The 25261-nt window shown below is 71.3% G+C and carries 24 protein-coding genes; 13 read left to right on the forward strand and 11 right to left on the reverse strand.

Annotated elements, in window-relative coordinates:
- The first annotated feature begins 3 nt into the window (after positions 1-3).
- The 11 genes from eboE to ACZ5NW_RS02395 all read left to right on the forward strand — a co-directional run bounded on the left by eboE (position 4) and on the right by ACZ5NW_RS02395 (position 13384).
- The gene (gene eboE, locus ACZ5NW_RS02345) at positions 4-1155 is read left to right on the forward strand and encodes a metabolite traffic protein EboE (RefSeq protein WP_468741815.1); all 1152 of its coding nucleotides are present in this window, start codon (positions 4-6) and stop codon (positions 1153-1155) included.
- A complete protein-coding gene (locus tag ACZ5NW_RS02350; RefSeq protein WP_468741816.1) occupies positions 1152-2543 on the forward strand; it encodes an alkaline phosphatase family protein in 1392 nt (463 codons plus the stop codon). The genes eboE and ACZ5NW_RS02350 overlap by 4 nt, the downstream gene beginning before the upstream one ends.
- Positions 2540-3721 carry a cytochrome P450 gene (locus ACZ5NW_RS02355; protein WP_468741817.1) on the forward strand — a complete coding sequence of 394 codons (1182 nt, stop codon included), beginning with the start codon at positions 2540-2542 and terminating at the stop codon, positions 3719-3721. Before ACZ5NW_RS02350 ends, ACZ5NW_RS02355 begins: the two co-directional genes overlap by 4 nt.
- A gap of 56 nt (positions 3722-3777) precedes the next feature.
- A complete protein-coding gene (locus ACZ5NW_RS02360) occupies positions 3778-4287 on the forward strand; it encodes an O-acetyl-ADP-ribose deacetylase (RefSeq protein WP_468741818.1) in 510 nt (169 codons plus the stop codon).
- A gap of 148 nt (positions 4288-4435) precedes the next feature.
- Positions 4436-8374, forward strand: coding sequence for a glycoside hydrolase family 2 TIM barrel-domain containing protein (locus ACZ5NW_RS02365; protein WP_468741819.1), 3939 nt, complete (start codon positions 4436-4438; stop codon positions 8372-8374).
- A 126-nt stretch (positions 8375-8500) separates the two neighbouring features.
- Complete coding sequence (lpdA, locus tag ACZ5NW_RS02370) at positions 8501-9913, forward strand: dihydrolipoyl dehydrogenase (RefSeq protein WP_468741820.1); 1413 nt, start codon at positions 8501-8503, stop codon at positions 9911-9913.
- A gap of 112 nt (positions 9914-10025) precedes the next feature.
- Positions 10026-10478 (forward strand): DUF7144 family membrane protein, encoded by a 453-nt coding sequence (locus tag ACZ5NW_RS02375; RefSeq protein ID WP_468741821.1) that lies wholly within the window; start codon positions 10026-10028, stop codon positions 10476-10478.
- A gap of 77 nt (positions 10479-10555) precedes the next feature.
- Positions 10556-12028 carry an AlkA N-terminal domain-containing protein gene (locus ACZ5NW_RS02380; protein ID WP_468742961.1) on the forward strand — a complete coding sequence of 491 codons (1473 nt, stop codon included), beginning with the start codon at positions 10556-10558 and terminating at the stop codon, positions 12026-12028.
- A gap of 9 nt (positions 12029-12037) precedes the next feature.
- Positions 12038-12520, forward strand: coding sequence for a methylated-DNA--[protein]-cysteine S-methyltransferase (locus tag ACZ5NW_RS02385; protein ID WP_468741822.1), 483 nt, complete (start codon positions 12038-12040; stop codon positions 12518-12520).
- 99 nt (positions 12521-12619) lie between these two features.
- Positions 12620-13057, forward strand: coding sequence for a DUF6325 family protein (locus ACZ5NW_RS02390; RefSeq protein WP_468741823.1), 438 nt, complete (start codon positions 12620-12622; stop codon positions 13055-13057).
- Positions 13058-13078: 21 nt separating this feature from the next.
- On the forward strand, positions 13079-13384 hold the full coding sequence (locus tag ACZ5NW_RS02395) for an SHOCT domain-containing protein (RefSeq protein WP_468741824.1): 306 nt from the start codon (positions 13079-13081) through the stop codon (positions 13382-13384).
- On the opposite strand, the gene ACZ5NW_RS02400 is transcribed toward ACZ5NW_RS02395, so the two are convergent.
- The gene (locus tag ACZ5NW_RS02400) at positions 13381-14127 is read right to left on the reverse strand and encodes an SIR2 family NAD-dependent protein deacylase (protein ID WP_468741825.1); all 747 of its coding nucleotides are present in this window, start codon (positions 14125-14127) and stop codon (positions 13381-13383) included. The two genes, ACZ5NW_RS02395 and ACZ5NW_RS02400, sit on opposite strands and share 4 nt — an antisense overlap.
- 77 nt (positions 14128-14204) lie before the next feature.
- Between ACZ5NW_RS02400 and ACZ5NW_RS02405 the strand changes: the two genes are divergently transcribed.
- Positions 14205-14405 (forward strand): type II toxin-antitoxin system VapB family antitoxin, encoded by a 201-nt coding sequence (locus ACZ5NW_RS02405; protein ID WP_468741826.1) that lies wholly within the window; start codon positions 14205-14207, stop codon positions 14403-14405.
- A gap of 33 nt (positions 14406-14438) precedes the next feature.
- Here the strand turns inward: ACZ5NW_RS02405 and ACZ5NW_RS02410 are convergent, their stop codons facing one another.
- Entirely contained in the window at positions 14439-14930 is a 492-nt protein-coding gene (locus ACZ5NW_RS02410) for an NUDIX domain-containing protein (RefSeq protein WP_468741827.1), read from the reverse strand.
- A gap of 88 nt (positions 14931-15018) precedes the next feature.
- Complete coding sequence (locus tag ACZ5NW_RS02415) at positions 15019-16092, reverse strand: ADP-ribosylglycohydrolase family protein (protein ID WP_468741828.1); 1074 nt, start codon at positions 16090-16092, stop codon at positions 15019-15021.
- A gap of 163 nt (positions 16093-16255) precedes the next feature.
- On the opposite strand from ACZ5NW_RS02415, the gene ACZ5NW_RS02420 reads away from it, so the two are divergent.
- Positions 16256-17374: a glycerate kinase gene (locus ACZ5NW_RS02420; RefSeq protein ID WP_468742962.1), complete on the forward strand. Its 1119-nt coding sequence runs from the start codon at positions 16256-16258 to the stop codon at positions 17372-17374.
- Positions 17375-17410: 36 nt separating this feature from the next.
- Here the strand turns inward: ACZ5NW_RS02420 and ACZ5NW_RS02425 are convergent, their stop codons facing one another.
- The 8 genes from ACZ5NW_RS02425 to ACZ5NW_RS02460 all read right to left on the reverse strand — a co-directional run bounded on the left by ACZ5NW_RS02425 (position 17411) and on the right by ACZ5NW_RS02460 (position 25251).
- Positions 17411-17962, reverse strand: coding sequence for an alpha/beta fold hydrolase (locus ACZ5NW_RS02425; RefSeq protein WP_468741829.1), 552 nt, complete (start codon positions 17960-17962; stop codon positions 17411-17413).
- Entirely contained in the window at positions 17959-18651 is a 693-nt protein-coding gene (locus tag ACZ5NW_RS02430; protein ID WP_468741830.1) for an alpha/beta fold hydrolase, read from the reverse strand. Before ACZ5NW_RS02430 ends, ACZ5NW_RS02425 begins: the two co-directional genes overlap by 4 nt.
- 200 nt (positions 18652-18851) lie before the next feature.
- On the reverse strand, positions 18852-19670 hold the full coding sequence (gene pssA, locus ACZ5NW_RS02435) for a CDP-diacylglycerol--serine O-phosphatidyltransferase (RefSeq protein WP_468742963.1): 819 nt from the start codon (positions 19668-19670) through the stop codon (positions 18852-18854).
- 22 nt (positions 19671-19692) lie between these two features.
- Positions 19693-20349 (reverse strand): phosphatidylserine decarboxylase, encoded by a 657-nt coding sequence (locus tag ACZ5NW_RS02440; RefSeq protein ID WP_468741831.1) that lies wholly within the window; start codon positions 20347-20349, stop codon positions 19693-19695.
- Positions 20350-20520: 171 nt separating this feature from the next.
- On the reverse strand, positions 20521-21726 hold the full coding sequence (locus ACZ5NW_RS02445; protein ID WP_367319905.1) for an acyl-CoA dehydrogenase family protein: 1206 nt from the start codon (positions 21724-21726) through the stop codon (positions 20521-20523).
- Positions 21727-21728: 2 nt separating this feature from the next.
- Positions 21729-22241 (reverse strand): MaoC family dehydratase, encoded by a 513-nt coding sequence (locus tag ACZ5NW_RS02450; protein WP_030346774.1) that lies wholly within the window; start codon positions 22239-22241, stop codon positions 21729-21731.
- A 2-nt stretch (positions 22242-22243) separates the two neighbouring features.
- The gene (locus tag ACZ5NW_RS02455; RefSeq protein WP_468741832.1) at positions 22244-23206 is read right to left on the reverse strand and encodes an HpcH/HpaI aldolase/citrate lyase family protein; all 963 of its coding nucleotides are present in this window, start codon (positions 23204-23206) and stop codon (positions 22244-22246) included.
- Entirely contained in the window at positions 23203-25251 is a 2049-nt protein-coding gene (locus ACZ5NW_RS02460; protein ID WP_468741833.1) for a protein meaA, read from the reverse strand. Before ACZ5NW_RS02460 ends, ACZ5NW_RS02455 begins: the two co-directional genes overlap by 4 nt.
- Between the last annotated feature and the right edge of the window lie 10 nt (positions 25252-25261).

A 25261-nucleotide genomic window follows, 5' to 3' on the forward strand; every position in this document is an offset into this window, starting at 1 on the left:
CCCGTGCGTCTGCGTCACCCCGACGGCACCGCCGTCCACCTCGGCTACTGCAGCAACGTCCACCAGGCGGAAGACCTCACCGGAGTCGTCGCCCAACTCGCCGCGTACGCCGAACCCGTACGCGAACGGCTGGGCGTCGGCCGGCTCGGCATCGGGCTGTGGCTCGCCCGGGACGTCGTCCGCGAACTCGTCGCCGACGAGGCGGCGTTGGAGCGGCTGCGCACCGAACTCCGGCTGCGCGGCCTGGAGACCGTCACCCTCAACGCCTTCCCCTACGCCGGGTTCCACCGCGAGGTCGTGAAGCGGGACGTCTATCTGCCCGACTGGGCCGACGAGGCCCGGCTGCGCCACACCCTGGACTGCGCCCGGGTGCTCGCCGCGCTCCTGCCCGACGACGCCGAACGGGGCAGCGTCTCCACCCTGCCGCTGGCCTGGCGCGATCCCTGGCCGGCCGAGCGCGCCGACACCGCCCGCCGGGCCCTGGACCGGCTCGCCGACGGGCTCGCCGCGATCGAGACCGCCACCGGCCGCCGTATCCGCGTCGGCTTCGAACCCGAACCCGGATGCGTCGTCGAGACCACCGCACAGGCCGCCGCCCGGCTCGGCGGCCTCGACCCCGACCGGCTCGGCGTCTGCCTCGACGCCTGCCATCTCGCCGTCCAGTTCGAGGAGCCGGGCGCCGCGCTCGCCCGCCTCGCCGCCGCCGGGCTGCCCGTCGTCAAGCTCCAGGCGTCCTGCGCCGTCGAGGCCGCCGACCCGGCCGCGCCCGCCGCCCGCGCCGCCCTGCGCCGGCTCGCCGAACCCCGCTTCCTGCACCAGACCCGCACGCTCCACGAGGGCCGGGTGACCGGCGTCGACGACCTGCCCGAGGCGCTCGACGGCGGCCTGCCCCCGTCCCCCTGGCGCATCCACTTCCACGCACCCCTGCACGCCGACCCCGAGCCACCGCTCACCACGACCGCCGGCCACCTCGGCGACGTCCTCACCGGACTCCTCGGCGGCCCCACCGCCCTGTGCGACCACATCGAGGCCGAGACCTACACCTGGTCCGTCCTGCCCACACCCCCCACCGACCTCCCCGGCGGCATCGCCGCCGAACTCGCCTGGGCCCGCGACCGGTTGACGGCCCTGGGACTCAAGGAGGAAGCCTCATGAACCGGCTCGTCGTCCTCGACATCGTCGGCCTCACCCCGAACCTGCTGCGCCACATGCCGGCCGTCTCCGCCCTCGGCGAGCGCGGCTCCCGCGCCCGGCTCGACACCGTCCTGCCCGCCGTCACCTGCACCGTCCAGTCCACGCTCCTGACCGGCGAACTCCCCGCCGTGCACGGCGCGGTGGGCAACGGCTGGTACTTCCGCGACCTCGGCGAGGTCCTGCTGTGGCGCCAGCACAACGCCCTCGTCGGCGGCGAGAAGATCTGGGAGACCGCCCGCCGCACCGACCCCGGCTACACCGTCGCCAACGTCTGCTGGTGGTACGCGATGGGCGCCGACGTCGACTGGACCGTCACCCCCCGCCCCGTCTACTACTCCGACGGCCGCAAGGAACCCGACTGCTACACCTGGCCGCCCGAACTCCACACCGAACTCACCGACCGCCTCGGCCCGTTCCCCCTGTTCACCTACTGGGGCCCCAACGCCGGCCTGCCCTCCACCCGGTGGATCCTCGCCGCCGCCCGCCAGATCTTCGACGAGAAACGGCCCGACCTCACCCTCGTCTACGTCCCCCACCTCGACTACGAGCCCCAGCGCACCGGCCCCGACTCACCCGAGACCGCCCGGGCGGCCCGCGAACTCGACGACGCCCTGCGCCCGTTGATCGACCACTTCGTGCGTGAGGGCGCCACCGTGGTGGCCCTCAGCGAGTACGGCATCGCGCCCGCCTCCCGCCCCGTCGACATCAACCGCGCCCTGCGCCGCGCCGGACTCCTCCACGTCCACACCCAGGACGGCATGGAGTACCTCGACCCCTGGACCTCCCGCGCCTTCGCCGTCGCCGACCACCAGATCGCCCACGTCTACGTCCGCGACCCCGCCGACCGCGCCACCGTCGCCGGTCTGCTCGCCGAACTCGACGGAGTGGACCAGGTGCTGGACGAGGCCGGCCGGAAGACCCACGGCCTGGACCACGAGCGCTCCGGCGACCTCGTCGCCCTCGCCGACCCCGACGCCTGGTTCACGTACTACTACTGGCTCGACGACGAGCGCGCCCCCGACTTCGCCCGCCAGGTCGAGATCCACCGCAAACCCGGTTACGACCCCGCCGAACTCCTCTACGACGACACCGTCCCGGCCGTGAAACTCAAGGCCGTCGGCTCGGTGCTGCGCAAGAAGGCCGGTTTCCGGTACCGCATCCGCACCGTCCCGCTGGACCCGTCCGGCGTGCGCGGCAGCCACGGCCGCCTCCCCGACGACCCCGACCACGCCCCCGTACTCCTGTGCTCCGCACCGGAGTTGACCCGCGAGGCGTACCCGGCCACCGAGATCAAGTCGCTGCTGCTCTCCCTCGCCGGACTGACGCAGCCGAAGGAGGCGTCCACATGACCCACCCCCCGCTGCCCGCCACCCGCCCCCTGTTCGACCCGGCACCCGAGTACGCCACATGGCGCGCGAAGGAACCCGTCCGCCGGGTGACCCTCTGGGGCGACAACAGCCCCTGGCTGATCACCCGCTACGAGGACGCCCGCGCGATCCTCGCCGACCCCCGTTTCAGCGCCGACGCGACCCGGGAGGGATTCCCCGGCCTGACACCACATCAACCGCCGCGCGGTCCGGGCCAGTTCTTCGTCATGGACCCGCCGGACCACACCCGGCTGCGGCGCCTGGTGATCCCGGACTTCACCTTCCGCCGTATCGAGGCCCTGCGCCCCGCCATCGCGACCGTGTGCGCCGAACTCCTCGACGCCATGACCGCCGGCGGCGCCCGCGAGGCCGACCTCGTGACCGCGTACGCGCTGCCGCAGCCCACCCGTGTCATCTGCGCGCTGCTCGGCGTGCCGTACGACGATCACGCCTTCCTCCACCGCCAGGTGGCCACCCTCATCGGCACCACGTCCGCCCCGCAGGAGAGGATGGCCGCCCGCACGGCCCTGCACGGCCACCTCGGCGAGCTGCTCGCCGCCCGCGCCGCCGAACCCGCCGACGATCTTCTCTCCCGGCTCGCCACCGACCATGTGGCGACCGGCGGGGCGAGCGCGGAGGAGGCCGTCGGCGTCGCCGCCCTGCTGCTGATCGCCGGCCACGAGACCACCGCGAACATGTTCCCGCTGGCCGTCCTCGCCCTGCTCGACCGGCCCGACCAGCTCGCCGCCCTGCGCGCCGATCCGTCCCTGTGGCCGGGCGCGGTGGAGGAACTGCTGCGCCATCTGACCGTCACCCACATGGGCCTGCGGCGGATCGCCACCGAGGACGTCGAGATCGCCGGCGTCCGCATCCGCGCGGGCGAGGGCGTGGTCGTGGCCCTGCAGTCCGCCAACCGCGACCCGTCCGCCTTCGCCGACCCCGACACCCTCGACGTCCGCCGCGACGCCACCGGCCACCTCGCCTTCGGCCACGGCCTGCACCAGTGCGTCGGACAGTCCCTGGCCCGAGCCGAACTCCAGATCGGCCTGCCCGCCCTCTTCGACCGGCTCCCCGACCTGCGCATCACGGTCCACCCCGCCGATCTGCCCCTGTCGACGTCCCCCGTGCACGGGGTGCGGTCCCTGCCGGTGGCCTGGTAACCGGGCTCCCGGAATATCGGGAGGCGTCCGGTGACCCCGGCGGTTTGGATGGAGGCATGACCACCATCACTCTCGTCCGGGGCGACATCACCCGGCAGTCCGTCGACGCCATCGTCAACGCGGCGAACTCCTCGCTGCTCGGCGGCGGTGGCGTCGACGGCGCGATCCACCGACGCGGCGGCCCCGCCATCCTGGAGGACTGCCGCAGACTGCGCGCCTCGCACTACGGCAAGGGCCTGCCCACCGGCCAGGCGGTCGCCACCACGGCCGGCGAGCTCGACGCCCGGTGGGTGATCCACACCGTCGGCCCGCGCCACACCCCCGACACCGACCGCTCGGACCTCCTCGCCTCCTGCTACCGCGAGTCGCTGCGCGTCGCCGACGAGCTCGGTGCCCGCACGGTCGCCTTCCCCGCCGTCTCCGCCGGCATCTACGGCTGGCCCATCGACGACGCGGCCCGCATCGCGGTACGGACCGTACGGGCGACGGACACGGCGGTCGAGGAGGTGCGGTTCGTCCTCTTCGACGAGGAGGCGTACAGGGCGTTCGCGACCCAGCTCGGCTGACCGGCCCACCTGACCGGACCACCCCGCCTGTGCGGTGCGGGACGTCATCGCGGCGCGTTGATGTTCGGTTCCTCAACCGAATTGGACAAGATCTGACGCACCCTCACTTCGCGCAGCCGCCCTGTACGCCCCGAGGAAGGTCACGGTCATGCCGCACCCGCACGTGTCGCCCCCGGACCCGACGGACCGCCCCCGGCGGGCCGTTGTCAGTCGCCGCCGTCTCCTGGAGGGTTCGGCCGCCGTCCTCGGCGCGCTCGCCCTCTCCGGAGCGTCCGACTCCGTCACCCGCGCCGGCGCGGCGGACGGCACCCCGGAGTGGAACGGTCACATGGACCTCTTCCGGCTCGGCACCGAACCCCCGCACACCACGCTCATGCCGTACGGCGACCTCGGCCAGGCCCTCGCCGCCGACCGCACCCGCTCGCCCCACCGGCTGAGCCTGGACGGCACCTGGAAGTTCGCCTACGCCGACCGCCCCGACGACCGGGACCCCGACTTCCATCGCACCGACCTCGACGACAGCGGCTGGGAGACCATCCCGGTCCCCTCCGTCTGGCAACTGCACGGCCACGACGTGCCGATCTACCTCAACAGCACCTACCCCTACTGGGGCCCCAACGGCCTCGGCGAGGACCCCCGGCCCCCGAACGCCCCCACCCGCTACAACCCCGTCGGCCAGTACCGCCGCACCTTCACCGTGCCGCGCGGCTGGACCGGACGGCGGGTCTTCCTGCACTTCGAGGGCGTGAAGTCGGCGCACTACGTGTGGATCAACGGCAAGCTGGCCGGTTACCACGAGGACTCCTACACCCCCGCCGAGTACGACATCACCCCGCACCTCACGACGGGCACCAACCGGATCGCCGTGGAGGTCTACCGGTACTCCGACGGCGACTGGCTGGAGGACCAGGACATGCTCCGGCTGAGCGGCATCTTCCGCTCGGTGTACCTGTACTCCACACCGCCCGTGCACCTGCGCGACTTCAAGCTGGACACTCCGCTGGGCGACGGGTACACGACAGCCGAGCTGTCGGTCACCGCGAGCGTGCGGGACTACGGCGGGGCCGGAAGCCCGGATGCACCCGACCGGAGCCGCCCCGCCGCCACTCGGTACACCGTCGACACCATGCTGTACACCGCAGACGGCCACCCCGTCTGGCCCCGCCCCCTGCGGCAGACCGTCGACCTCGCCACCGCCCCGGCCGGTCAGGACGTCACCGTCCACGCGGCGAAGGCCGTCCCCGCCCCTCGCCTCTGGTCCGCCGAGAGCCCCTACCTCTACACCGCCGTCCTCCAGCTGCGCGATCCCTCCGGCGCGGTCGTCGAGACCCTCTCCCACCGCGTCGGCCTGCGCGAGTTCGCCCTCAAGGACGGCCTCATGCGCATCAACGGCCGGCCGGTCTCCTTCCGCGGCACCAACCGCCACGAGATGCACCCCGCCCGTGGCACCGCCCTCACCCGCGCGGACATGGTCCAGGACATCGGGATCATCAAGCGGATGAACATCAACTCCGTCCGCACCTCGCACTACCCCAACAACCCCGTCTGGCTCGAACTCGCGGACGAGTACGGCCTCTATCTCGTCGACGAGACCAACCTGGAGACGCACGGCATCCGTGGCGACTACCCCGGCGACCACGCCGACTGGAGCGCCGCCTGTGTCGCCCGCGCCCAGAACATGGTCCACCGCGACAAGAACCACGCCTCGGTCGTCATCTGGTCCCTCGGCAACGAGGCCGGCGGCGGCAGCACGTTCGTCGCCATGCACGACTGGATCAAGTCCTACGACACCACCCGCGTCGTCCAGTACGAGGGCGACGACCGGCCGGCCGTCAGCGACATCCGCTCGGAGATGTACGACAGCCCCGCCACCGTCGAGGCCCGGGCCAGGAACACCGCCGACACCCGGCCGTACGTGATGATCGAGTACTGCCACGCGATGGGGAACTCCAACGGCAACGTCAAGAAGTACTGGGACCTCGTCCGCCGCCACGACGTCCTCCAGGGCGGCTGGATCTGGGACTTCGTCGACCAGTCGCTGAGCTGGCCCACCCCGAAGCGTCAACTCCTCACCGAAACCGGCCCGTCGGGGCTCCGCGGCGAGGTGATGGCCTCCGCCGCCCGCTTCGACCGCGAGCGGGGCGTCTCCGGCGCCACGGTCTTCGCCCGCGATCCCGGCCTGGACCTCACCGGCTCCCTCACCCTGGAGGCCTGGATCACCCCCCGCGTCACCGGCTACCACCAGCCCGTCCTCGCCAAGGGCGACACCCAGTACGCGCTCAAACAGACCAACAGGACACTGGAGTTCTTCATCCACGGCGACGGCCAGTGGGTCTCCGCCGGCTGGGCCCTGCCCGACGACTGGACCGGCCGCGAACACCATGTCGCAGGGGTCTTCGACGCGGAGGCCGGCACCCTCACCCTGTACGTCGACGGCACCGTGCGCGCCACCCGCACCACCACCCGCCGCCCGAGCGTCAACACCGCGCCCCTCGCCCTCGGCAACGACACCGACAACCCCGTCCGGGAGTTCAGCGGCACCATCCGCCGCGCCCGGGTCCACGCCCGCGCCCTGAGCGCCGCCGAACTCGCCTCCGACGACCGCGCGCCGGACGACGACGGCGTCCGCTTCTGGTTCGACGCGGCCACCGCGCGGGTCACCGAGCGGGAGCCGGCCGAGAAGACGTTCCTCGCCTACGGCGGCGACTGGGGCGACAATCCCAACGACGGCAACTTCGTCGCCGACGGCATCATCACCGCCGACCGGGGCCACACCGGCAAGGCCGCCGAGATCAAGCGGATCTACCAGGCGATCAACGTCGTCGCCGGCACCGCGCCCGGCGCGGTCACCCTCGTCAACGAGTACCTCTTCACCGACCTGAGGGAATTCGACGGGAGGTGGGCCCTCGTCGAGGACGGAAGGACCGTCCAGCGCGGGAGTTTGACGCGCGATCAGCTCGCCGTGGCCCCGCTGACGGACAAGCGCGTCACCGTGCCGGTGAAGCTCCCCGCCGACCCGGCCCCCGGCGCCGAGTACTTCCTGGAACTGTCCTTCACCACCAAGGAGTCCACCCCCTGGGCCAAGGCCGGCTTCGAGGTGGCCCGCGCCCAGCTCCCGATCGACGCGGGCAGCCCGGCCGTGACACCCGTACCGCTGAGCGCCGTTCCTGCCCTGACCTACGACGACGGCGCCACGGCCGTCACCGTGTCCGGCGACGACTTCTCGGTCACCGTCGACAAGAGGACCGGCGTCCTCACCTCCTACGAGGCCGGCGGCGTCCCCCTGATCGTCTCCGGACCCGAGCCCAGCTTCTGGCGGGCCCCCACGGACAACGACCGGGGCAACGGCCAGCACACCCGCAACCGCACCTGGCGCGACGCCGGACCCCGCCGCACCGTGACCGGCGTGCGCGTGCGCGCCCTGCGCGACCGGGCCGTCCGGATCGAGGTCACCGGCACCCTGCCCACGACAACGCCGTCCGCGTACAGCACGACGTATACCGTCTTCGGCAACGCCGAGATCAAGATCGACCACAGCCTCCATCCGGGCGCGGCCACCCTGCCGTACATCCCGGAGGTCGGCTCCCTCCTCTATCTGCCCGCCCGCCTCGAACACCTGCACTACTACGGGCGCGGCCCCGAGGAGAACCACTGGGACCGCAACGACGGCACCGACGTCGGCCTGTACTCCGGGACCGTCTCCGGGCAGTGGACGCCGTACATCCGGCCCCAGGAGAACGGCAACAAGACCGATGTGCGCTGGATCGCCCTCACCGACGACGACGGCGTCGGCCTGCTCGCCACCGGAGAGCCGCTGCTGGAGGTCAACGCCTCCCACTTCACCCCCGAGGACCTCTCCGTCGGCGCCCGCCACGACTACCAGCTCACCCCGCGCGAGGAGATCGTCCTCAGGCTCGCCCACCGCCAGATGGGCGTGGGCGGCGACACCAGCTGGGGCGCCCACACCCACGACGAGTACAAGCTGTTCGCCGACCGCGACTACGCCTACACCTACCGGCTGCGGCCCCTGACGGACGTGGCCCGAGCGACGGCCGCCTCGCGGCGACCGACGGCGGACCAGGAGTAGCCCGCCGTGGGGCGATCTCCGCCACACCCCGATGATCTCTGTGGCGGGGAGCGCGGTGGAGCGGAACAATCCCCCACGGAACGGGAAACCGGAACGGGAAACAGAACCGAGGGAAGAGGACCTCCCATGGTCGAGCAGGACGAGCGATTCGACGTGGTCGTACTCGGCGCGGGGCCCGGCGGCTATGTCGCCGCCGTCCGCGCCGCCCAGCTGGGCAAGCGCGTCGCGGTCGTCGAGGAGAAGTACTGGGGCGGCGTCTGCCTCAACGTGGGCTGCATCCCCACCAAGGCCCTGCTGCGCAACGCCGAGCTGGCGCACATCTTCACCCGCGAGGCGAAGACCTTCGGCATCAAGGTCGACGGCCAGGTCTCGTTCGACTACGGGGAGGCCTACCGCCGTAGCCGCCGCGTCGCCGACGGCCGCGTCAAGGGCGTCCACTACCTGATGAAGAAGAACAAGATCACGGAGTTCGACGGCCGCGGCACCTTCCTCGACGCCCACACCATCCAGGTCACCGGCTACGACGGAGACACCCGCACGATCGGTTTCGACCACTGCGTCATCGCCACCGGCGCCACCCCGAAGCTGCTGCCCGGCACCAAGCGCAGCGCACGGGTCGTGACCTACGAGGAGCAGATCCTCGCCGAGGACCTCCCGCAGTCGATCGTCATCGCGGGCGCCGGCGCGATCGGCATCGAGTTCGCCTACGTCCTGCACAACTACGGCGTCAAGGTCACCGTCGTCGAGTTCCTGGACCGCGTCGCCCCCCTGGAGGACGCCGAGGTCTCCGCCGAGCTGGCCCGCCAGTACCGCAAGCTGGGCATCGACGTGCTCACCTCCACCCGGGTCGACGCCATCGACGAGTCCGGCCCGCAGGTGCGGGTCACCGTCACCGGCAAGGACGGCGCCCAGCAGATCCTGGAGGCCGACAAGGTCCTCCAGGCGATCGGCTTCGCCCCCAACGTCACCGGCTACGGCCTGGAGAACACCGGCGTCACGGTGACCGAGCGCGGCGCGATCGACGTCGACGGCCGCTGCCGCACGTCCGTCCCGCACATCTACGCCATCGGTGACGTGACCGCGAAGCTGATGCTCGCGCACAGCGCCGAGGCGATGGGAGTGATCGCCGCCGAGACGATCGCCGACGCGGAGACCATGGAGCTGGACTACGCCATGATCCCGCGCGCCACCTACTGCCAGCCGCAGATCGCCAGCTTCGGCTACACCGAGGCCCAGGCCCGCGAACTCGGCTACGACGTGAAGGTGGCGAAGTTCCCGTTCACCGCCAACGGCAAGGCGCACGGCCTCGGGGACACCACCGGTTTCGTCAAGCTGATCAGCGACGCCAAGTACGGCGAGCTCATCGGCGGCCACATGATCGGCCCCGAGGTCACCGAGCTGCTGCCCGAGCTGACGCTGGCCCAGAAGTGGGACCTCACCGTCCACGAGGTGGCCCGCAACGTGCACGGCCACCCGACCCTCGGCGAGGCGATCCAGGAGGCCGTCCACGGCCTCGCCGGACACATGATCAACATGTAGCGGCGACGCCGGACCACCCACCGGCGGGGCCGTACGGCACGAGGACCCACGTCCTCACCCGAACGGCCCCGCCTCGGTCGCCGCAGCCGTACGGCCCGGCTGTGCTGGTCGTATGAGCAGCGGATCCGACCCCGACAGCGAGATCGGCACCCCCTGGACCGCCCCGCCGCCCGGACGCCCGGACCGGTCCGGCGGCCGGGACACCGACCGTGTCGAGTTCGCCGGCGTCCTGATGCTGTGCAGCGGTGTCCTCGCCGTCCTCCAGGGTGTCGCGGCGATCGCCGAGGACGACGTGTACGCCCGGATCGGCTCCTACGTCTACGAACTCAGCCTCACCGGCTGGGGCTGGATCCACCTGGTTCTCGGCGCCCTGGTCGCCGCCACCGGCGTGGGCGTCCTCATGGACGCCGCCTGGGCGCGGTTCACCGGCGTCTTCCTGGCCTCCCTCAGCCTGGTCGCCCAGTTCCTGTTCCTGCCCTACGAGCCGGTCTGGTCGATCGTGGTGATGGCGATCGATGTGTTCGTGATCTGGGCGCTGGCCGTCCCCGGGGAGCGGACTGCCTGAGGTCCCCTCAGGTCGATGTCGCATTCCTGCCAGCCCCGCCCCGCCGCATGACCAATGCTGGACGCATGCAGAACGGGATGTACGCCGACCGCGAGCGCTGTGTGCGCGCCGTGCAGTCGAAGGACGCGCGGTTCGACGGCTGGTTCTTCACCGCCGTCCTGACCACCCGCATCTACTGCCGGCCCAGCTGCCCGGCCGTTCCGCCCAAGCCGGAGAACATGACGTTCCTGCCGAGCGCGGCCGCCTGCCAGCAGGCCGGATTCCGGGCGTGCAAGCGCTGCCGCCCCGACACCAGTCCGGGCTCCCCGGAGTGGAACCAGCGCGCCGACCTCGTGGCCCGCGCCATGCGGCTGATCGCCGACGGGGTGGTCGACCGGGAGGGCGTGCCCGGCCTCGCCGCCCGTCTCGGGTACAGCACCCGCCAGGTCGAGCGTCAGCTCCTCGCCGAACTGGGCGCCGGTCCGCTCGCCCTGGCCCGCGCGCAGCGCGCCCAGACCGCCCGCCTCCTCATCGAGACCACCGCCCTGCCCATGGCGGACGTGGCGTTCGCCGCCGGCTTCGCCTCCATCCGCAGCTTCAACGACACCGTCCGCGAGGTCTTCGCGCTCTCCCCGAGCGAACTGCGCGCCCGTGTGCCGAAGAAGAGCGCCGCCCCGACGACCCCGGGCACGCTCCAGCTGCGCCTGCCCTTCCGTGCCCCCCTCAACCCCGACAACCTCTTCGGCCACCTCGCGGCGACCGCCGTACCGGGGGTGGAGGAGTGGCGGGACGGCGCCTTCCGGCGAACGCTGCGGCTGCCGTACGGGCACGGGATCGTCGCGCTCACCCCGAACCCCGACCACATCGCCTGCCGGCTCACCCTCAGCGACCTGCGCGACCTCACCGTCGCGATCAGCCGCTGCCGCCGCATGCTCGACCTGGACGCCGACCCGGTCGCCATCGACGACCAGCTGCGCACGGACCCGCTGCTCGCGCCCCTCGTCGACAAGGCACCCGGCCGCCGGGTGCCACGCACGGTCGACGAGGCCGAGTTCGCCGTCCGCGCGGTCCTCGGCCAGCAGGTCTCCACCGCCGCCGCCCGCACCCACGCGGCCCGCCTGGTCACCGCGCACGGCGAGCCCGTCGACGACCCCGAGGGCGGCCTCACCCACCTCTTCCCGACCCCCCGGGCGCTGGCCGCACTGGACCCGGAGACCCTCGCCCTGCCCCGCACCCGCCGCACCACCTTCACCACCCTCGTCGGCCGGCTCGCCGACGACAGCCTTCACCTGGGCGCCGACAGCGACTGGGCCGAGGCCCGCGCCCGGCTCCTGGACCTGCCCGGCTTCGGCCCCTGGACCGTCGACGTCATCGCGATGCGCGCCCTCGGCGACCCGGACGCCTTCCTGCCCACCGATCTCGGCATCCGGCGCGCGGCGGGGGAGCTGGGCCTGCCGTCCACGCCCGCCGCCCTCACCGCCCGCGCGGCGGCCTGGCGGCCCTGGCGGGCCTACGCGGTCCAGTACCTGTGGGCGACCGACAACCATCCGATCAACTTCCTCCCGATGTAAGGACGTTCAGTGAAACGGCACCATGTCGTCGACAGCCCGTACGGCCCCCTCACCCTGGTCGCCGACGACGGCGTTCTGTGCGGCCTCTACATGACCGGCCAGCGCCACCGCCCGCCCGAGGAGAGCTTCGGCCCCCGCGACGACACCCTCCTGCCCGAGGCCGAGGAACAGCTCGGCGCCTATTTCGCGGGCGAGCTGAAGGAGTTCACCCTCGAACTCCGGCTGTCCGGCACCCCGTTCCAGCACACCGTCTGGGACCAGCTCCGGCGGATCCCCTACGGCGAGACCCGCACGTACGGCGAACTGGCCGACGCCCTCGGCAATCCCGGGGCGTCCCGCGCCGTCGGCCTCGCCAACGGCAGGAACCCGGTCGGCATCGTCGTCCCCTGCCATCGCGTCGTGGGCGCCGACGGCGGCCTCACCGGCTACGGCGGCGGCCTGGACCGCAAGCGGCGCCTGCTGGACTTCGAACGGGGAACGGCTCTCTTCTAGAGGAACGGCTCACGACATGCGCGGCCCTCACCGCGATGGTGCAATGGACGTCGAGACGGCGTGAGCCGTGCGCCGCCCCCGCGCTACTCAGGAGTGACCATGAGTGACGACGTGGAAGAGATGGGTCCCGTCGACTACCTGGTCGTCGAGTTCCCCGGCAACCGGATGACGGGCGAGGGATTCCCCCTGCTGGTCGACCTGGTCGATCGCGGCATCATCCGCATCCTCGATCTTCTGTTCATCCGCCGGGACGAGGACGGCTCGGTCTCCGCCATGGAGCTGACCGACGTCGGGGGCGAGATGGACCTGTCCGTCTTCGAGGGCGCCTCCTCGGGCCTCATGGGCCAGGACGACATCGACGAGGCGGGCGCGGTCCTCGCGCCGGGCAACTCCGCCGCGCTCCTGGTCTACGAGAACGTCTGGGCGGCGCCTCTGGCGCGGGCGCTCCGGCGTAGCGGGGCCCAGCTGGTGGCGAGCGGCCGTATCCCGGTCCAGGCCCTGCTGGCCTCCCTGGACGCCACCGAAGCCCCTGCGTGACCGGTGAGGAGATGAGGGGACATGCCCGGACTGCTTCGCGGTGTCGCCCGCACCGCTGTCGTCGCCGGCACCGCCACGGCGGTGTCGAACCGCGTCTCGCGCCGCCAGGCCGGCCGCTGGGCGCAGCAGGACTACGAGAGAGAACAGGCGTACCAGCAGCAGGCGCCCCCGGCCCCGCCCCCCACCCCGCAGGCACCGCCGGCCGCTCCCGCCGACGACATGACCGCGAAGATCGAGCAGCTCAAGCAGCTGGGCGACCTGAAGACCCAAGGCATCCTGACGGACGCGGAGTTCGAGGAACAGAAGCGCCGCCTCCTCGGGTCCTAGCCGCCCTCCTGGCCGTCCTCCCGGCCGAGCCGGCGCAGCAGTTCCGGCAGGGCGGTGCCGATCGGCTCGCGGACGACCTCGTCGGCGATCTCGTCGTACGGTGTCGGCTCGGCGTTGACGATGACGAGCCGTGCGCCGTGGTCGGCGGCGACGCCCGCGAGGCCCGCGGCCGGCTGGACCTGGAGGCTGGTGCCGACGGCGAGGAACACCTGGCAGGCCTTGGTGATGGCGAGCGCCTCACCCAGCACCACCGGGTCGAGCCGCTCGCCGAACATCACGGTCGCCGACTTCAGGATCCCGCCGCACTCCAGGCACGGCGGATCGGTCTCCCCGGCCTCGACGCGGGCCAGGGCATCCTCCATCGGCCCGCGCGCATGGCACTTCGTGCACACGAAACTCCGGGCGCTGCCGTGCAGTTCGAGCACCTTGCGGGCGGGCATCCCGGCGAGCTGGTGCAGCCCGTCCACGTTCTGCGTGATCACCCGCACCGGTACCCCGGACCGCTCCAGCTCGGCCAGGGCGCGATGCGCCGCGTTCGGCTCGGCCCGCAGTGTCCGGTTCGCCCGCCGCATCTGCCACGACCGGCGCCGGATCTCCGGATCCCCCATGTAGTACTCGTAGGTGACGAGCTTCTCCGCCTCCGGGTCGCGCCGCCACAGTCCGTTGGGCCCGCGGTAGTCGGGGATGCCGGAGTCGGTGGAGATACCGGCGCCGCTCAGGACGGCGACGAGGGGCTTGGTCATGAGGTCGAGCGTAGGCCGGGGCATCCGGGTGGGGCGAACGGATATCCGAAGAGCCCGGCGGCTGCTAACGTCCGGCCATGGCCAAGGTCACTGTCTCCCTCGACGCCGATCTCGTCGTCGAAGTCATGGTCCTCGCGGGAGTGGGCAGCCCCCAGGACGCCGTGGAACTCGCCGTCCGCGACTACATCGAGCGCGGCCACCGCACCGAGGCGCGCGTGGCCGCCCGCGACGAGGCCCTGCGCGAGATCGACAGCAGGCCCCGCGACCCGGAGGGCTGAAAGACCGGCCCCGGTCCTGCCCCCGGTAGGCCCTCAGCCCACCCGCCGCCCGGCCTCCAGCTCCACCGCGCCCGTGCCGTTCTCCAGCACGTCCAGGGCCGCCAGGACGCGGCGGCCCAGGGAGCCCAGCAGGAACTCCGGGATGTCCTCGCGGTCGACCAGCCGCCAGGACAGCAGCTCCTCCTCCTGGAGCCGGATCGCCTTGAGATCCTCCTCGCCGAGGACGCCGCCGTCGTAGACGTACGCCACCAGCGGCGGCCGGTTCGTGCCCGGGACCCAGTCCACGGCGAGCAGCCGGCCGAGCTCCCGGTCGAGGCCGATCTCCTCCAGCGTCTCGCGGCGCGCGGCCGCGCGCGGGCTCTCGCCGGAGTCGGACTCGATGGTGCCGCCGGGCAGCCCCCAGCCGTCGCGGTAGTTGGGTTCGACCAGCAGCACCCGTCCCTCGGCGTCGCGGAACAGGGCGGCGGCCCCGGCGAGCACCCGGGGGAGCGAGGCGATGTACGCGGCGAAGTCGTGAGTGGTCATCCTCGAAGGGTAACCAGCCCCGACGGCCCTCCCACCGCCAACGCTTCCCGCGCCCCGTCGACGCTTCCTACGCCTCCCTCAGCGCCTTTTATGTCTCCCTCAGCGCCAATCGCAGCGTCCGCTCGGCGAGTTCGCCGATCGACACCCCGTCGAAGCCGAACACCGCACTGCGCACCGTGTCCTCCAGCGGCTCCTTCCACCGCGCCGGGATCGCCGCAGCGCCGGTGAACACCCCGGCCACCGAGCCGGCCGTGGCCCCGTTGGAGTCGGTGTCCAGGCCGCCGCGGACGGTGAGGGCGACGGTCCGGGTGAAGTCGCCGTCGCCGTAGAGCAGCCCGGCGGTGAGGACGGCGGCGTTCGGCACGGTGTGGATCCAGCCGAGCCCCGCCGTCTCCTGCTCGACCGCCGCGAGGGTGTCCTCCCAGGCCATCCGGGCCTCGTGCAGCGAGACCACCCGGCGCACGGTCCGCGCCAGGCGACTGCTCGCCGGGACGACGGCCAGCGCCTGCTCGATCGCGTCGCGCAGGGCCGGCGCGGTGAACGCGGCGGAGATCAGCGCGGCCGCGAACATCGCGCCGTACACCCCGTTGCCGGTGTGCGACAGCACGGCGTCCCGGCGGGCCGACGCGGCGGCCCGGCGCGGCGCTCCGGGCCAGGCCCAGCCGTGGATGTCGGCACGGATCAGCGCGCCGATCCACTCCTGGTACGGATTGTCGTACGTCGCCGTCAGCGGCGGCCGCCGCCCGTTCGCGAGGTTGCGGTAGGCGGCCCGCTCGGCGGTGAACGTCTGCAGAAACGGCAGCCGCAGCAGCCACAGATCGCCGACCTGCTCGGTGCTGAAACCGAATCCATGGGTCTCCAGCAGGTCCAGGCCGAGGATCGCGTAGTCGACGTCGTCGTCGCGGCAGCTGCCGTGGATCCGGCCGCGCACGCACTGGCGCCACTCCGGCCGCAGCGCGGCGGCGGTGGCCTCGTCCGGCGGCTCGGGCAGGTAGTCCGTCAGGGGCAGGGCGCCGGCCTGCCGCAGATAGCGGTCGATGCGCTCGCGCGTCCACACCTCGCCCTGCTCGACCGGTTTGCCGAGCATGTTGCCCGCGATCCGGCCGAGCCAGCCGCCGAGGACGCGGTCGGCGAGCTCCGGCCGGGTGCCCACAGGGGTCATGAGGGAAGGTCTACCCGTTTCCGGGCGCGAGCGCGCCGCGCCGTTCCACGGTCCGGGCAGCGCATGACGGCGGGGGCGTCCTCCGGTTAAGGTCGCTGCGGCGCGACTGGCCTTGACATGCGCGAGGCCCGGAGAGCAAGGGGAACCACACGTGACACAGCGCGTGCTCATCGCCGCGGACAAGTTCAAGGGGTCGCTGACGGCCGTGCAGGTCGCCGAGCGGGTGACGGCCGGGCTGCGGCGGGCCGTACCGGGCGTCGAGGTCGAGGCACTGCCGGTCGCCGACGGCGGCGACGGCACGGTCGACGCGGCCGTCGCGGCCGGGTTCGAGCGCCGTGAGCTCCGGGTCGCGGGACCGCTCGGCCAGGAGGTCACCGCCGCGTTCGCGCTGCGCGGCGACACCGCCGTGGTGGAGATGGCGGAGGCCAGCGGGCTGCAGCGACTGCCCGCGGGCGTCTTCGCGCCGCTGACGGCGTCGACGTACGGCTCCGGCGAACTGCTGCGCGCCGCGCTGGACGCCGGCGTACGGACGATCGTGTTCGGGGTCGGCGGCAGCGCCACCACCGACGGCGGCGCGGGGATGCTGTCCGCGCTGGGCGCCCGTTTCCTGGACGCGCGGGGCGAGCCGGTCTCCCCGGGCGGCGGCGGTCTCGCGGAGCTGGCCCGGGCCGACCTGACGGGCCTGGACCCGCGGCTGGCCTCGGTCGACCTGGTCCTGGCGAGCGACGTCGACAATCCGCTCACCGGCCCCACGGGCGCCCCGGCGGTCTACGGCCCCCAGAAGGGCGCCTCGCCCGACGACGTGGAGACCCTCGACGCGGCGCTCGCCCACTTCGCGAAGGTCCTGGCAGAGGAGGCCGGCGCGAAGGCGGCCGAGTACGCCGCCTCGCCGGGCGCGGGCGCGGCCGGCGGCATCGGCTACGGCGCCCTGCTGCTGGGTGCCCGCTTCCGCCCCGGCATCGAGGTCATGCTCGACGTCCTCGGCTTCGCGTCCGCCCTGGAGCGGGCCGAGCTGGTGATCACCGGTGAGGGCTCCCTCGACCAGCAGACGCTGCACGGCAAGGCCCCTGCCGGTGTGGCGGCGGCCGCCCGCGCGGCCGACAAGGAGGTCGTCGCGGTCTGCGGCCGCCTCGCCCTGCCGCCGGAGGCGCTGGGCCGGGCGGGCATCCGCCGCGCCTACCCGCTGACGGAGGTCGAGCCGGACGTCGCCCGCTGCATCGCGGACGCCGGCCCGATCCTGGAACAGGTCGCGGAACGGATCGGGCGGGACTTCCTGCTCTGAGCCGCCCTGAGCGGCCACGACCGGACCCGTGGCGGGCTATCCCAGCGGGGTCAGCTCGCCATCCGCGTCCCGGTAGAAGCTGCCGCTCTCCTGGCCCCACACCTTGCCGTGGGCGAGCCACTCCTTCGAGATGAAGTGCACCGTCTTCGCGGGACGCTCCCAGACCACGGAGTGTCCCGCGCCGGCCAGCTGGAACATCAGCTTCTTCGTACCCTTGATCGTCGCGTAGAGGGCCGGGACGGACAGCCGCTGGAAGGCCGGGACGGGTGTGGTCGGCGGGGTGTTGACCGTCCGGTCGAACTCGCCGTGGACGATGGCGACGGGGACCCGCTCTCCGAGCACATACGTGCCCGTCGCGTCCTTGAGCGGCGCGGTCCGGTCGTTCCAGCCGTACCAGTAGGTGTTCCGGATCCGGTTGACGCCCTCGTACATGCCCGTGGAGAGCATGGGCCCCCACTTGGCGCCCACCGGGTCGTCCTCCATCATCGTGGCCCACACGTGCTCCTCGATGCCGGGCTCCCGCTGGAGCGGGCTGCCCGTCTCGCGGTCCAGCGCGATGCGGAGGCCGGCCTTGCTGCCCACGGTCATCGGGAAGCCGTACTGGAGGGCCGGGTCGGAGACCGGGAAGGTGACGCCCGGCGGACGGCCGAACGGGTCGTCGGGGTTCCCCGACCAGCGGCCCTGCGGCGGGAAGACCGGGGCGAGGAAGAAGAGGCTACCTGCGTGGGGTTCTTGAGGACGTAAGGCCCCATGACCTGCCCCGCGGCGGACCAGCCGATGAAGTCGAGCGGTTTGTTCCGGTCGGGCAGCTGCTTGATGTACGCGACGACGGCGGTCAGCTCGGCCTCGTCGCTCTCCGAGTTGCCCAGCTGGTGCGGGTAGGGCGGCAGGCCCGAGCAGGGGGCCGGCAGCGGGTTGGGGACGAGGAGCGTCCCCTGCTGTGCCGGGCTGGCGTTGCAGGGCTGGTCCATGACGGACGGGTGGTGCGAGCGGCCGCTGCCCTGCACGTCCATCAGGAACACGTCGTAGTGGTCCTTGGCCAGCTGCTGGGCCCAGCTGTAGCTGATGTCGGGGTGGCCGGACGGCGAGGGCAGCTCCAGGTCGAACCCGGCGAGCGCCGGCACGCTCCTGCCGTGGAGCATCAGCACCGGCCGACGGTCCTGGCCCGGCTGGGTGCCGTCGTACTCGCGGACGAACAGGTCGACGTTCTCTCCGGCGTTCGCCGGGATCTTCGACGGGTAGCTGACCCAGTGGTCCACGGGCGAGACTGCGGACATGGCTCTCCTCCGATCCGTGGTACGGGAGAAACCCGCAGAAACCCCCTGTTTCCACCGTCCGCTTCCTGCTCACGTCCTGCAACTGGGCCTGCGGAACAGGTAGTTGACCGATCAAGGGGCAACGGCGCACGTCCTTGAACGCGAAACGGGTGTGGGCCGAGCCGTCGAGGCTCGGGCCACACCCGTCGGTGCGTTCAGGCTCAGGGCAGCTGCGCCGCCCGCGCCTCGCGTCGGTTGTCGCGGAAGTTGTTCACCCGGCGGGCCGTGGCGAACAGCGGGATGACCGCGCCCATGACCAGCTGCAGCGCGCAGCCGGTCTGCAGCAGCAGCTGGCCGCTCGGGGCGCCGAAGGCCCAGGCGGCCAGGAGACCCATCGACAGCACGATCCAGGAGAGCATCGCCGCGGCGGAGCGGCCGCGCGGCTTCGGGTACTCGACCCGGCTCACCATCAGCCACGCGGTGCCGAGGATCGCCAGGAGCGTCGCCACGAAGGGCAGCTCCAGCAGCACGATGGCGACGACGGTCAGCGCGCCGAAGGGGCTCGGCATGCCCTGGAACATGCCGTTGGTCGGGGTCACGCACGAGAAGCGCGCGAGTCTGAGCACCACCGCCAGCAGGACGACGATCGCGCCGACCGCGGCCACCCGCTGGTGGGCGCCGTCAGCGACGATGCCGTAGACGAGGACGAAGTACGCCGGCGCCAGACCGAAGCTGATCAGGTCCGACAGGTTGTCCAGCTCCGCGCCCATGGGGGAGGAGCGCAGCTTGCGCGCCACCAGGCCGTCGAACAGGTCGAAGACCGCCGCGCACAGCATCAGGATGACCGCCGTGGCCGCGCTGTTGCGGGCCATACCGGCCTCCTGGTCGCCGGTGAGGTGCGGGATCAGGATGCCGGTGGTGGTGAAGTACACCGCCATGAAGCCGCACGTGGCGTTGCCGAGGGTGAGGGTGTCCGCTATTGAGAGGCGGAGAGAGAGCGGCATCTCCTCCTCTTCGTCCACCTCGTCGGCCTCCGGCACCCAGCCGGCCTGCGTCTCCGGGTCAATCACGGTCAATGCGAGTCACCCCAGCCACGGTCTTCTGGCCGACCTCGACCGCGACCTCCACGCCCTCGGGCAGGTAGATGTCGACGCGGGAGCCGAAGCGGATCAGACCGATGCGGTCGCCCTGCTCGACCTTCGTGCCCTGGGGGATGTAGGGGACGATACGGCGGGCGACGGCGCCGGCGATCTGGATCATCTCGATGTCACCGAGTTCGGTGTCGAAGTGCCAGACGACGCGCTCGTTGTTCTCGCTCTCCTTGTTGAACGCCGGAACGAATCCGCCCGGGATGTGCTCGACCGAGGTCACCGTGCCGGAGAGCGGGGCGCGGTTCACGTGGACGTTGAGCGGGCTCATGAAGATCGCGACCCGGGTCCGTCCGTCCTTCCACGGCATGATGCTCTGCACCACACCGTCGGCGGGGGAGATGACCCTGCCCGGCGCGATCTCGCGCTCGGGGTCGCGGAAGAACCACAGCATGCCCGCCGCGAGGGCGGTGGCGGGCACGGCCACGGCCTTGGCGACGCCCGAGCGGCGGGCGCGGACCAGGCTGACGGCTGCGGTGGCGACGGTCGGGAGAAGCCACGGCGATGCTCCGCGCGCAAGGCGTACGCCGGCGAGGCTGTCGCGAGGTGCAGAGGTTTGGCTGTGGGGCATGGATGACCTTCGTAGCGGATGATGCCGCGCTGGGTGAGGGGGACGGCGGCTTTCCGGCGATCGTAGCGGTTCAGGGCCGTAACTGGGTAAGCCAGGAAGCCGAGTCGGCGGCCGAAGAGGGTTGACGGGGTGTGATCTTCTTCTCGAAGAAAACACCCCCAACCCGGACATCTAGCCCTGGAATCGATACTCTTCGAGCAACCTGCGCCCGATGATCATCTTCTGGATCTCGGCGGTGCCTTCACCGATCAGCAGCATCGGTGCCTCACGGTAGAGGCGCTCGATCTCGTACTCCTTGGAGAAGCCGTAGCCGCCGTGGATCCGGAAAGCGTCTTCGACGACTTCCTTGCAGTATTCGGAGGCGAGGTACTTCGCCATCCCTGCTTCGAGGTCGTTTCGTTCCCCGGAGTCCTTTTTGCGTGCCGCGTTCACCATCATCGCATGCGCGGCCTCCACCTTGGTAGCCATCTCCGCGAGCTTGAACTGGATGGCCTGGTGCTGGGCGATCGGCTTGCCGAACGTGTGACGCTGCTGGGCGTACTGGACGCCGAGTTCGAACGCACGCTGGGCGACACCGCAGCCACGCGCCGCTACATTGACGCGGCCCACTTCCACGCCGTCCATCATTTGGTAAAAACCTCGGCCCGTGACCCCGCCGAGCACCCGGTCGGCGGGAATCCGCAGGCCGTCCATGATCAGCTCGGTGGTGTCGACGCCCTTGTAGCCCATCTTCTCGATCTTGCCCGGGATGGTCAGGCCGGGGCGGACCTCACCGAAGCCGGGCTCCTTCTCGACCAGGAAGGTGGTCATCGACTTGTGGGGGGCCGTGCCCTCCGGGTGTCCTTCGTCACTTCGCACGAGGACGGCCACGAGGGACGACGTGCCGCCGTTCGTCAGCCACATCTTCTGGCCGTTGAGGACGTACTCGTCGCCGTCCTTCACCGCCTTCGACGTGATGGCCGACACATCGGAGCCCAGGCCCGGTTCCGACATCGAGAAGGCGCCGCGGATGTCACCGGCCGCCATCCTCGGCAGGAAGTGGTCCTTCTGCTCCTGCGTGCCGTGCTGCTTGAGCATGTACGCCACGATGAAGTGCGTGTTGATGATGCCGGACACCGACATCCAGCCGCGGGCGATCTCCTCGACGCACAGGGCGTACGTCAGGAGGGACTCGCCCAGACCGCCGTACTCCTCGGGGATCATCAGGCCGAACAGGCCGAGTTCCTTGAGGCCGTCGACGATCTGCTGCGGGTACTCGTCGCGGTGCTCCAGCTCGGTGGCGACCGGGATGATCTCCTTGTCCACGAAGTCGCGGACGGTGGAGAGGATCTCCTGCTGGATGTCCGTCAGACCGGCGGTCTGGGCGAGACGGGCCATGGCTACTTCTCCTGCTGCTTCGGCTCCGGGCGGCCGGGCTGCTCGCCGCCGCGCTCCTTGATGTAGGTCTCGGTGGGGACCATGACCTTGCGGCGGAACACGCAGACCAGCGTGCCGTCCTGCTTGTAGCCCTTGGTCTCGACGTAGACGATGCCGCGGTCGTTCTTCGACTTCGACGGCCACTTGTCGAGGACGGTCGTCTCGCCGTAGATCGTGTCGCCGTGGAAGGTCGGCGCCACGTGCTTGAGCGACTCGATCTCCAGGTTGGCGATCGCCTTGCCGGAGATGTCCGGCACGCTCATGCCGAGCAGCAGCGAGTAGATGTAGTTCCCGACGACGACGTTCTTGCCGAAGTCCGTCGTCTTCTCCGCATAGTTGGTGTCCATGTGGAGGGGGTGGTGGTTCATGGTGAGGAGACAGAACAGGTGGTCGTCGTACTCCGTGACCGTCTTGCCCGGCCAGTGCTTGTACGTCGCCCCGACCTCGAACTCCTCGTAGGTGCGTCCGAACTGCATGCTCACGCCTCCGGGATCTCGAACTTGCTGGTGCGCTGCATGCCGGCGGCCCGGCCCTTGCCCGAGATGACCAGGGCCATCTTGCGGCTGGCCTCGTCGATCATCTCGTCGCCGAGCATCGCCGAGCCCTTCTTGCCGCCCGCCTCGGACGTGTAGTAGTCGTACGCGTCCAGGATCAGCTCGGCGTGGTCGAAGTCCTCCTGCGAGGGCGAGAAGATCTCGTTGGACGCCTCGACCTGGCCCGGGTGCAGCACCCACTTGCCGTCGAAGCCGAGCGCGGCGGCGCGCTGGGCGACCTCGCGGTAGCCGTCGATGTTGCGGATCTGCAGGTAGGGGCCGTCGATCGCCTGGAGGTTGTTCGCGCGGGCGGCCATCAGGATCTTCATCAGGATGTAGTGGTAGGCGTCCGCCGGGTAGCCGGGCGGCTGCTCACCCACGACCAGCGACTTCATGTTGATCGACGCCATGAAGTCGGCCGGGCCGAAGATGATCGTCTCGACGCGCTGGGAGGCCGTCGCGATCTCGTTGACGTTGTTCAGGCCCTGGGCGTTCTCGATCTGCGCCTCGATGCCGATCTTGCCGACCTCGAAGCCCATGGTCTTCTCGATCTGCGTCAGCAGGAGGTCGAGGGCGACGATCTGCTGGGCCGTCTGCACCTTCGGCAGCATGATGCAGTCGAGGTTCTGGCCGGCCCCCTCGACGACGGTCACGACATCGCGGTACGTCCACTCGGTCGTCCAGTCGTTGACCCGGACCACGCGCGTCTTGCCGGTCCAGTCGCCCTCGTTGAGGAACTTGACGATGGTGTGCCGCGCCTCGGGCTTGGCGAGCGGCGCGCACGCGTCCTCCAGGTCCAGGAAGACCTGGTCCGCCGGGAGACCCTGCGCCTTCTCCAGGAAGCGCGGGTTCGAACCGGGTACTGCCAGGCACGAGCGCCGCGGGCGGAGACGGTTGACGGTCGTCATGCGGGGACCTCCAGGGGGTCGAGCTTGTTCGCTTTCCGGATCTCGTCGACGATGCGGCCGATGATTCCGGTGATGTCGAAGTCCTTCGGGGTGAAGACGGCGGCCACTCCGGCGGCCCTGAGCTGCTCGGCGTCACCATTCGGGATGATGCCACCGGCGATCACCGGTATATCTGTGGCACCGGCCACACGCAGCCGCTCCAGCACGTCCGGCACGAGCTGGGCGTGCGAGCCGGACAGGATGGACAGGCCGACCGCGTGCACGTCCTCGGCGAGGGCGGCGTCCACGATCTGCTCCGGGGTGAGCCGGATGCCCTGGTAGACCACCTCGAAGCCGGCGTCGCGCGCGCGGACGGCGATCTGCTCGGCCCCGTTGGAGTGCCCGTCCAGGCCGGGCTTGCCGACGAGGAAGCGCAGCTTGCCGACGTTGAGGTGCTTCGCCGTGAGATCCACCTTGCGGCGCACCTCGCCCAGCGGCGAACCCTCCTCGACGGGGACGGCCAGCGGCGCCGACGAGACACCGGTCGGCGCCCGGAACTCCCCGAAGACCTCCCGCAGGGCCCCCGCCCACTCGCCCGTCGTGACGCCCGCGCGGGCGCACTCCAGGGTGGCCTCCATGAGGTTGTCGGTGCCCTTGGCGGCCTCCTTCAGGCGCTCCAGGGCCTTGCAGGGGCGCGGGTGGTTGAACGGCGGCTGGTAGCGGGTGTCGCGCCAGTGCTGGAGCGAGGCGATGACCCGGGCCTCGACCGCCGGGTCCACCGTCTGGATCGCGGTGTCCAGGTCGGCCGTCAGCGGGTTCGGCTCGGTCGTCTCGAAGATGTTGACGCCGATGATCTTCTCCTGCCCGGACTCGATCCGGGCCCGGCGCTCGGCGTGCGAGGAGACCAGCTGCGACTTGAGGTAACCGGATTCGACGGCGGCCATCGCACCGCCCATCTCCTGGATCCGCTCGATCTCCGCGAGCGACTCCTCGACGAGCTGGGCGACCTTCGCCTCGATGACGTGCGAGCCCTCGAAGATGTCCTCGTACTCCAGCAGGTCGCTCTCGTGGGCGAGGACCTGCTGGATGCGCAGCGACCACTGCTGGTCCCAGGGGCGGGGCAGGCCCAGGGCCTCGTTCCAGGCGGGCAGCTGCACGGCACGCGCGCGGGCGTCCTTGGAGAGGGTCACCGCCAGCATCTCCAGCACGATCCGCTGGACGTTGTTCTCCGGCTGCGCCTCGGTCAGGCCGAGGGAGTTGACCTGGACGCCGTAGCGGAAGCGGCGCTGCTTGGGGTTCTCGATGCCGTAGCGCTCGCGCGTGATCCGGTCCCAGATCCGCCCGAACGCCCGCATCTTGCACATCTCCTCGATGAAGCGGACGCCCGCGTTCACGAAGAAGGAGATACGGGCCACGACGTCCCCGAACTTCTCGGCGGGGACCTGCCCGGAGTCGCGTACGGCATCGAGAACCGCGATCGCCGTGGACATCGCGTACGCGATCTCCTGGACCGGCGTGGCGCCCGCCTCCTGCAGGTGGTAGCTGCAGATGTTGATCGGGTTCCACTTCGGGATGTGGGAGACCGTGTACGCGATCATGTCGGTCGTCAGACGGAGGCTCGGCCCCGGCGGGAAGACGTGCGTGCCGCGGGACAGGTACTCCTTGACGATGTCGTTCTGGGTCGTGCCCTGGAGCTTGGTGATGTCCGCGCCCTGCTCCTCGGCGACGACCTGGTAGAGCGCCAGCAGCCACATGGCGGTGGCGTTGATCGTCATCGAGGTGTTCATCTGCTCCAGGGGGATGTCCTGGAACAGCCGGCGCATGTCACCGAGGTGCGCGATCGGCACACCGACCCGGCCGACCTCGCCGCGGGCGAGGATGTGGTCGGAGTCGTAGCCGGTCTGCGTCGGAAGGTCGAACGCGACCGACAGGCCGGTCTGCCCCTTGGCGAGGTTGCGCCGGTACAGCTCGTTGGACGCCTCGGCCGTGGAGTGACCGGCGTACGTGCGCATGAGCCACGGCCGGTCCTTCTCCCGCTTGCCTTCGGCGGGCTGACGCTCAGTCATCTATGACCTC

The organism is Streptomyces sp. NPDC032126 (assembly GCF_055580085.1).

Excerpts from the sequence above, each read along its gene's own strand:
- ACZ5NW_RS02350 (WP_468741816.1), top strand. The coding sequence starts at position 1,152 with ATGAACCGGCTCGTCGTCCTCGACATCGTCGGCCTCACCCCGAACCTG.
- ACZ5NW_RS02355 (WP_468741817.1), top strand. The coding sequence starts at position 2,540 with ATGACCCACCCCCCGCTGCCCGCCACCCGCCCCCTGTTCGACCCGGCA.
- ACZ5NW_RS02360 (WP_468741818.1), top strand. The coding sequence starts at position 3,778 with ATGACCACCATCACTCTCGTCCGGGGCGACATCACCCGGCAGTCCGTC.
- ACZ5NW_RS02365 (WP_468741819.1), top strand. The coding sequence starts at position 4,436 with ATGCCGCACCCGCACGTGTCGCCCCCGGACCCGACGGACCGCCCCCGG.
- lpdA (WP_468741820.1), top strand. The coding sequence starts at position 8,501 with ATGGTCGAGCAGGACGAGCGATTCGACGTGGTCGTACTCGGCGCGGGG.
- ACZ5NW_RS02375 (WP_468741821.1), top strand. The coding sequence starts at position 10,026 with ATGAGCAGCGGATCCGACCCCGACAGCGAGATCGGCACCCCCTGGACC.
- ACZ5NW_RS02380 (WP_468742961.1), top strand. The coding sequence starts at position 10,556 with ATGTACGCCGACCGCGAGCGCTGTGTGCGCGCCGTGCAGTCGAAGGAC.
- ACZ5NW_RS02390 (WP_468741823.1), top strand. The coding sequence starts at position 12,620 with ATGAGTGACGACGTGGAAGAGATGGGTCCCGTCGACTACCTGGTCGTC.
- ACZ5NW_RS02395 (WP_468741824.1), top strand. The coding sequence starts at position 13,079 with ATGCCCGGACTGCTTCGCGGTGTCGCCCGCACCGCTGTCGTCGCCGGC.
- ACZ5NW_RS02400 (WP_468741825.1), bottom strand. The coding sequence starts at position 14,127 with ATGACCAAGCCCCTCGTCGCCGTCCTGAGCGGCGCCGGTATCTCCACC.
- ACZ5NW_RS02405 (WP_468741826.1), top strand. The coding sequence starts at position 14,205 with ATGGCCAAGGTCACTGTCTCCCTCGACGCCGATCTCGTCGTCGAAGTC.
- ACZ5NW_RS02410 (WP_468741827.1), bottom strand. The coding sequence starts at position 14,930 with ATGACCACTCACGACTTCGCCGCGTACATCGCCTCGCTCCCCCGGGTG.
- ACZ5NW_RS02415 (WP_468741828.1), bottom strand. The coding sequence starts at position 16,092 with ATGACCCCTGTGGGCACCCGGCCGGAGCTCGCCGACCGCGTCCTCGGC.
- ACZ5NW_RS02425 (WP_468741829.1), bottom strand. The coding sequence starts at position 17,962 with ATGACCGTGGGCAGCAAGGCCGGCCTCCGCATCGCGCTGGACCGCGAG.
- ACZ5NW_RS02430 (WP_468741830.1), bottom strand. The coding sequence starts at position 18,651 with ATGTCCGCAGTCTCGCCCGTGGACCACTGGGTCAGCTACCCGTCGAAG.
- ACZ5NW_RS02440 (WP_468741831.1), bottom strand. The coding sequence starts at position 20,349 with ATGCCCCACAGCCAAACCTCTGCACCTCGCGACAGCCTCGCCGGCGTA.
- ACZ5NW_RS02445 (WP_367319905.1), bottom strand. The coding sequence starts at position 21,726 with ATGGCCCGTCTCGCCCAGACCGCCGGTCTGACGGACATCCAGCAGGAG.
- ACZ5NW_RS02450 (WP_030346774.1), bottom strand. The coding sequence starts at position 22,241 with ATGCAGTTCGGACGCACCTACGAGGAGTTCGAGGTCGGGGCGACGTAC.
- ACZ5NW_RS02455 (WP_468741832.1), bottom strand. The coding sequence starts at position 23,206 with ATGACGACCGTCAACCGTCTCCGCCCGCGGCGCTCGTGCCTGGCAGTA.
- ACZ5NW_RS02460 (WP_468741833.1), bottom strand. The coding sequence starts at position 25,251 with ATGACTGAGCGTCAGCCCGCCGAAGGCAAGCGGGAGAAGGACCGGCCG.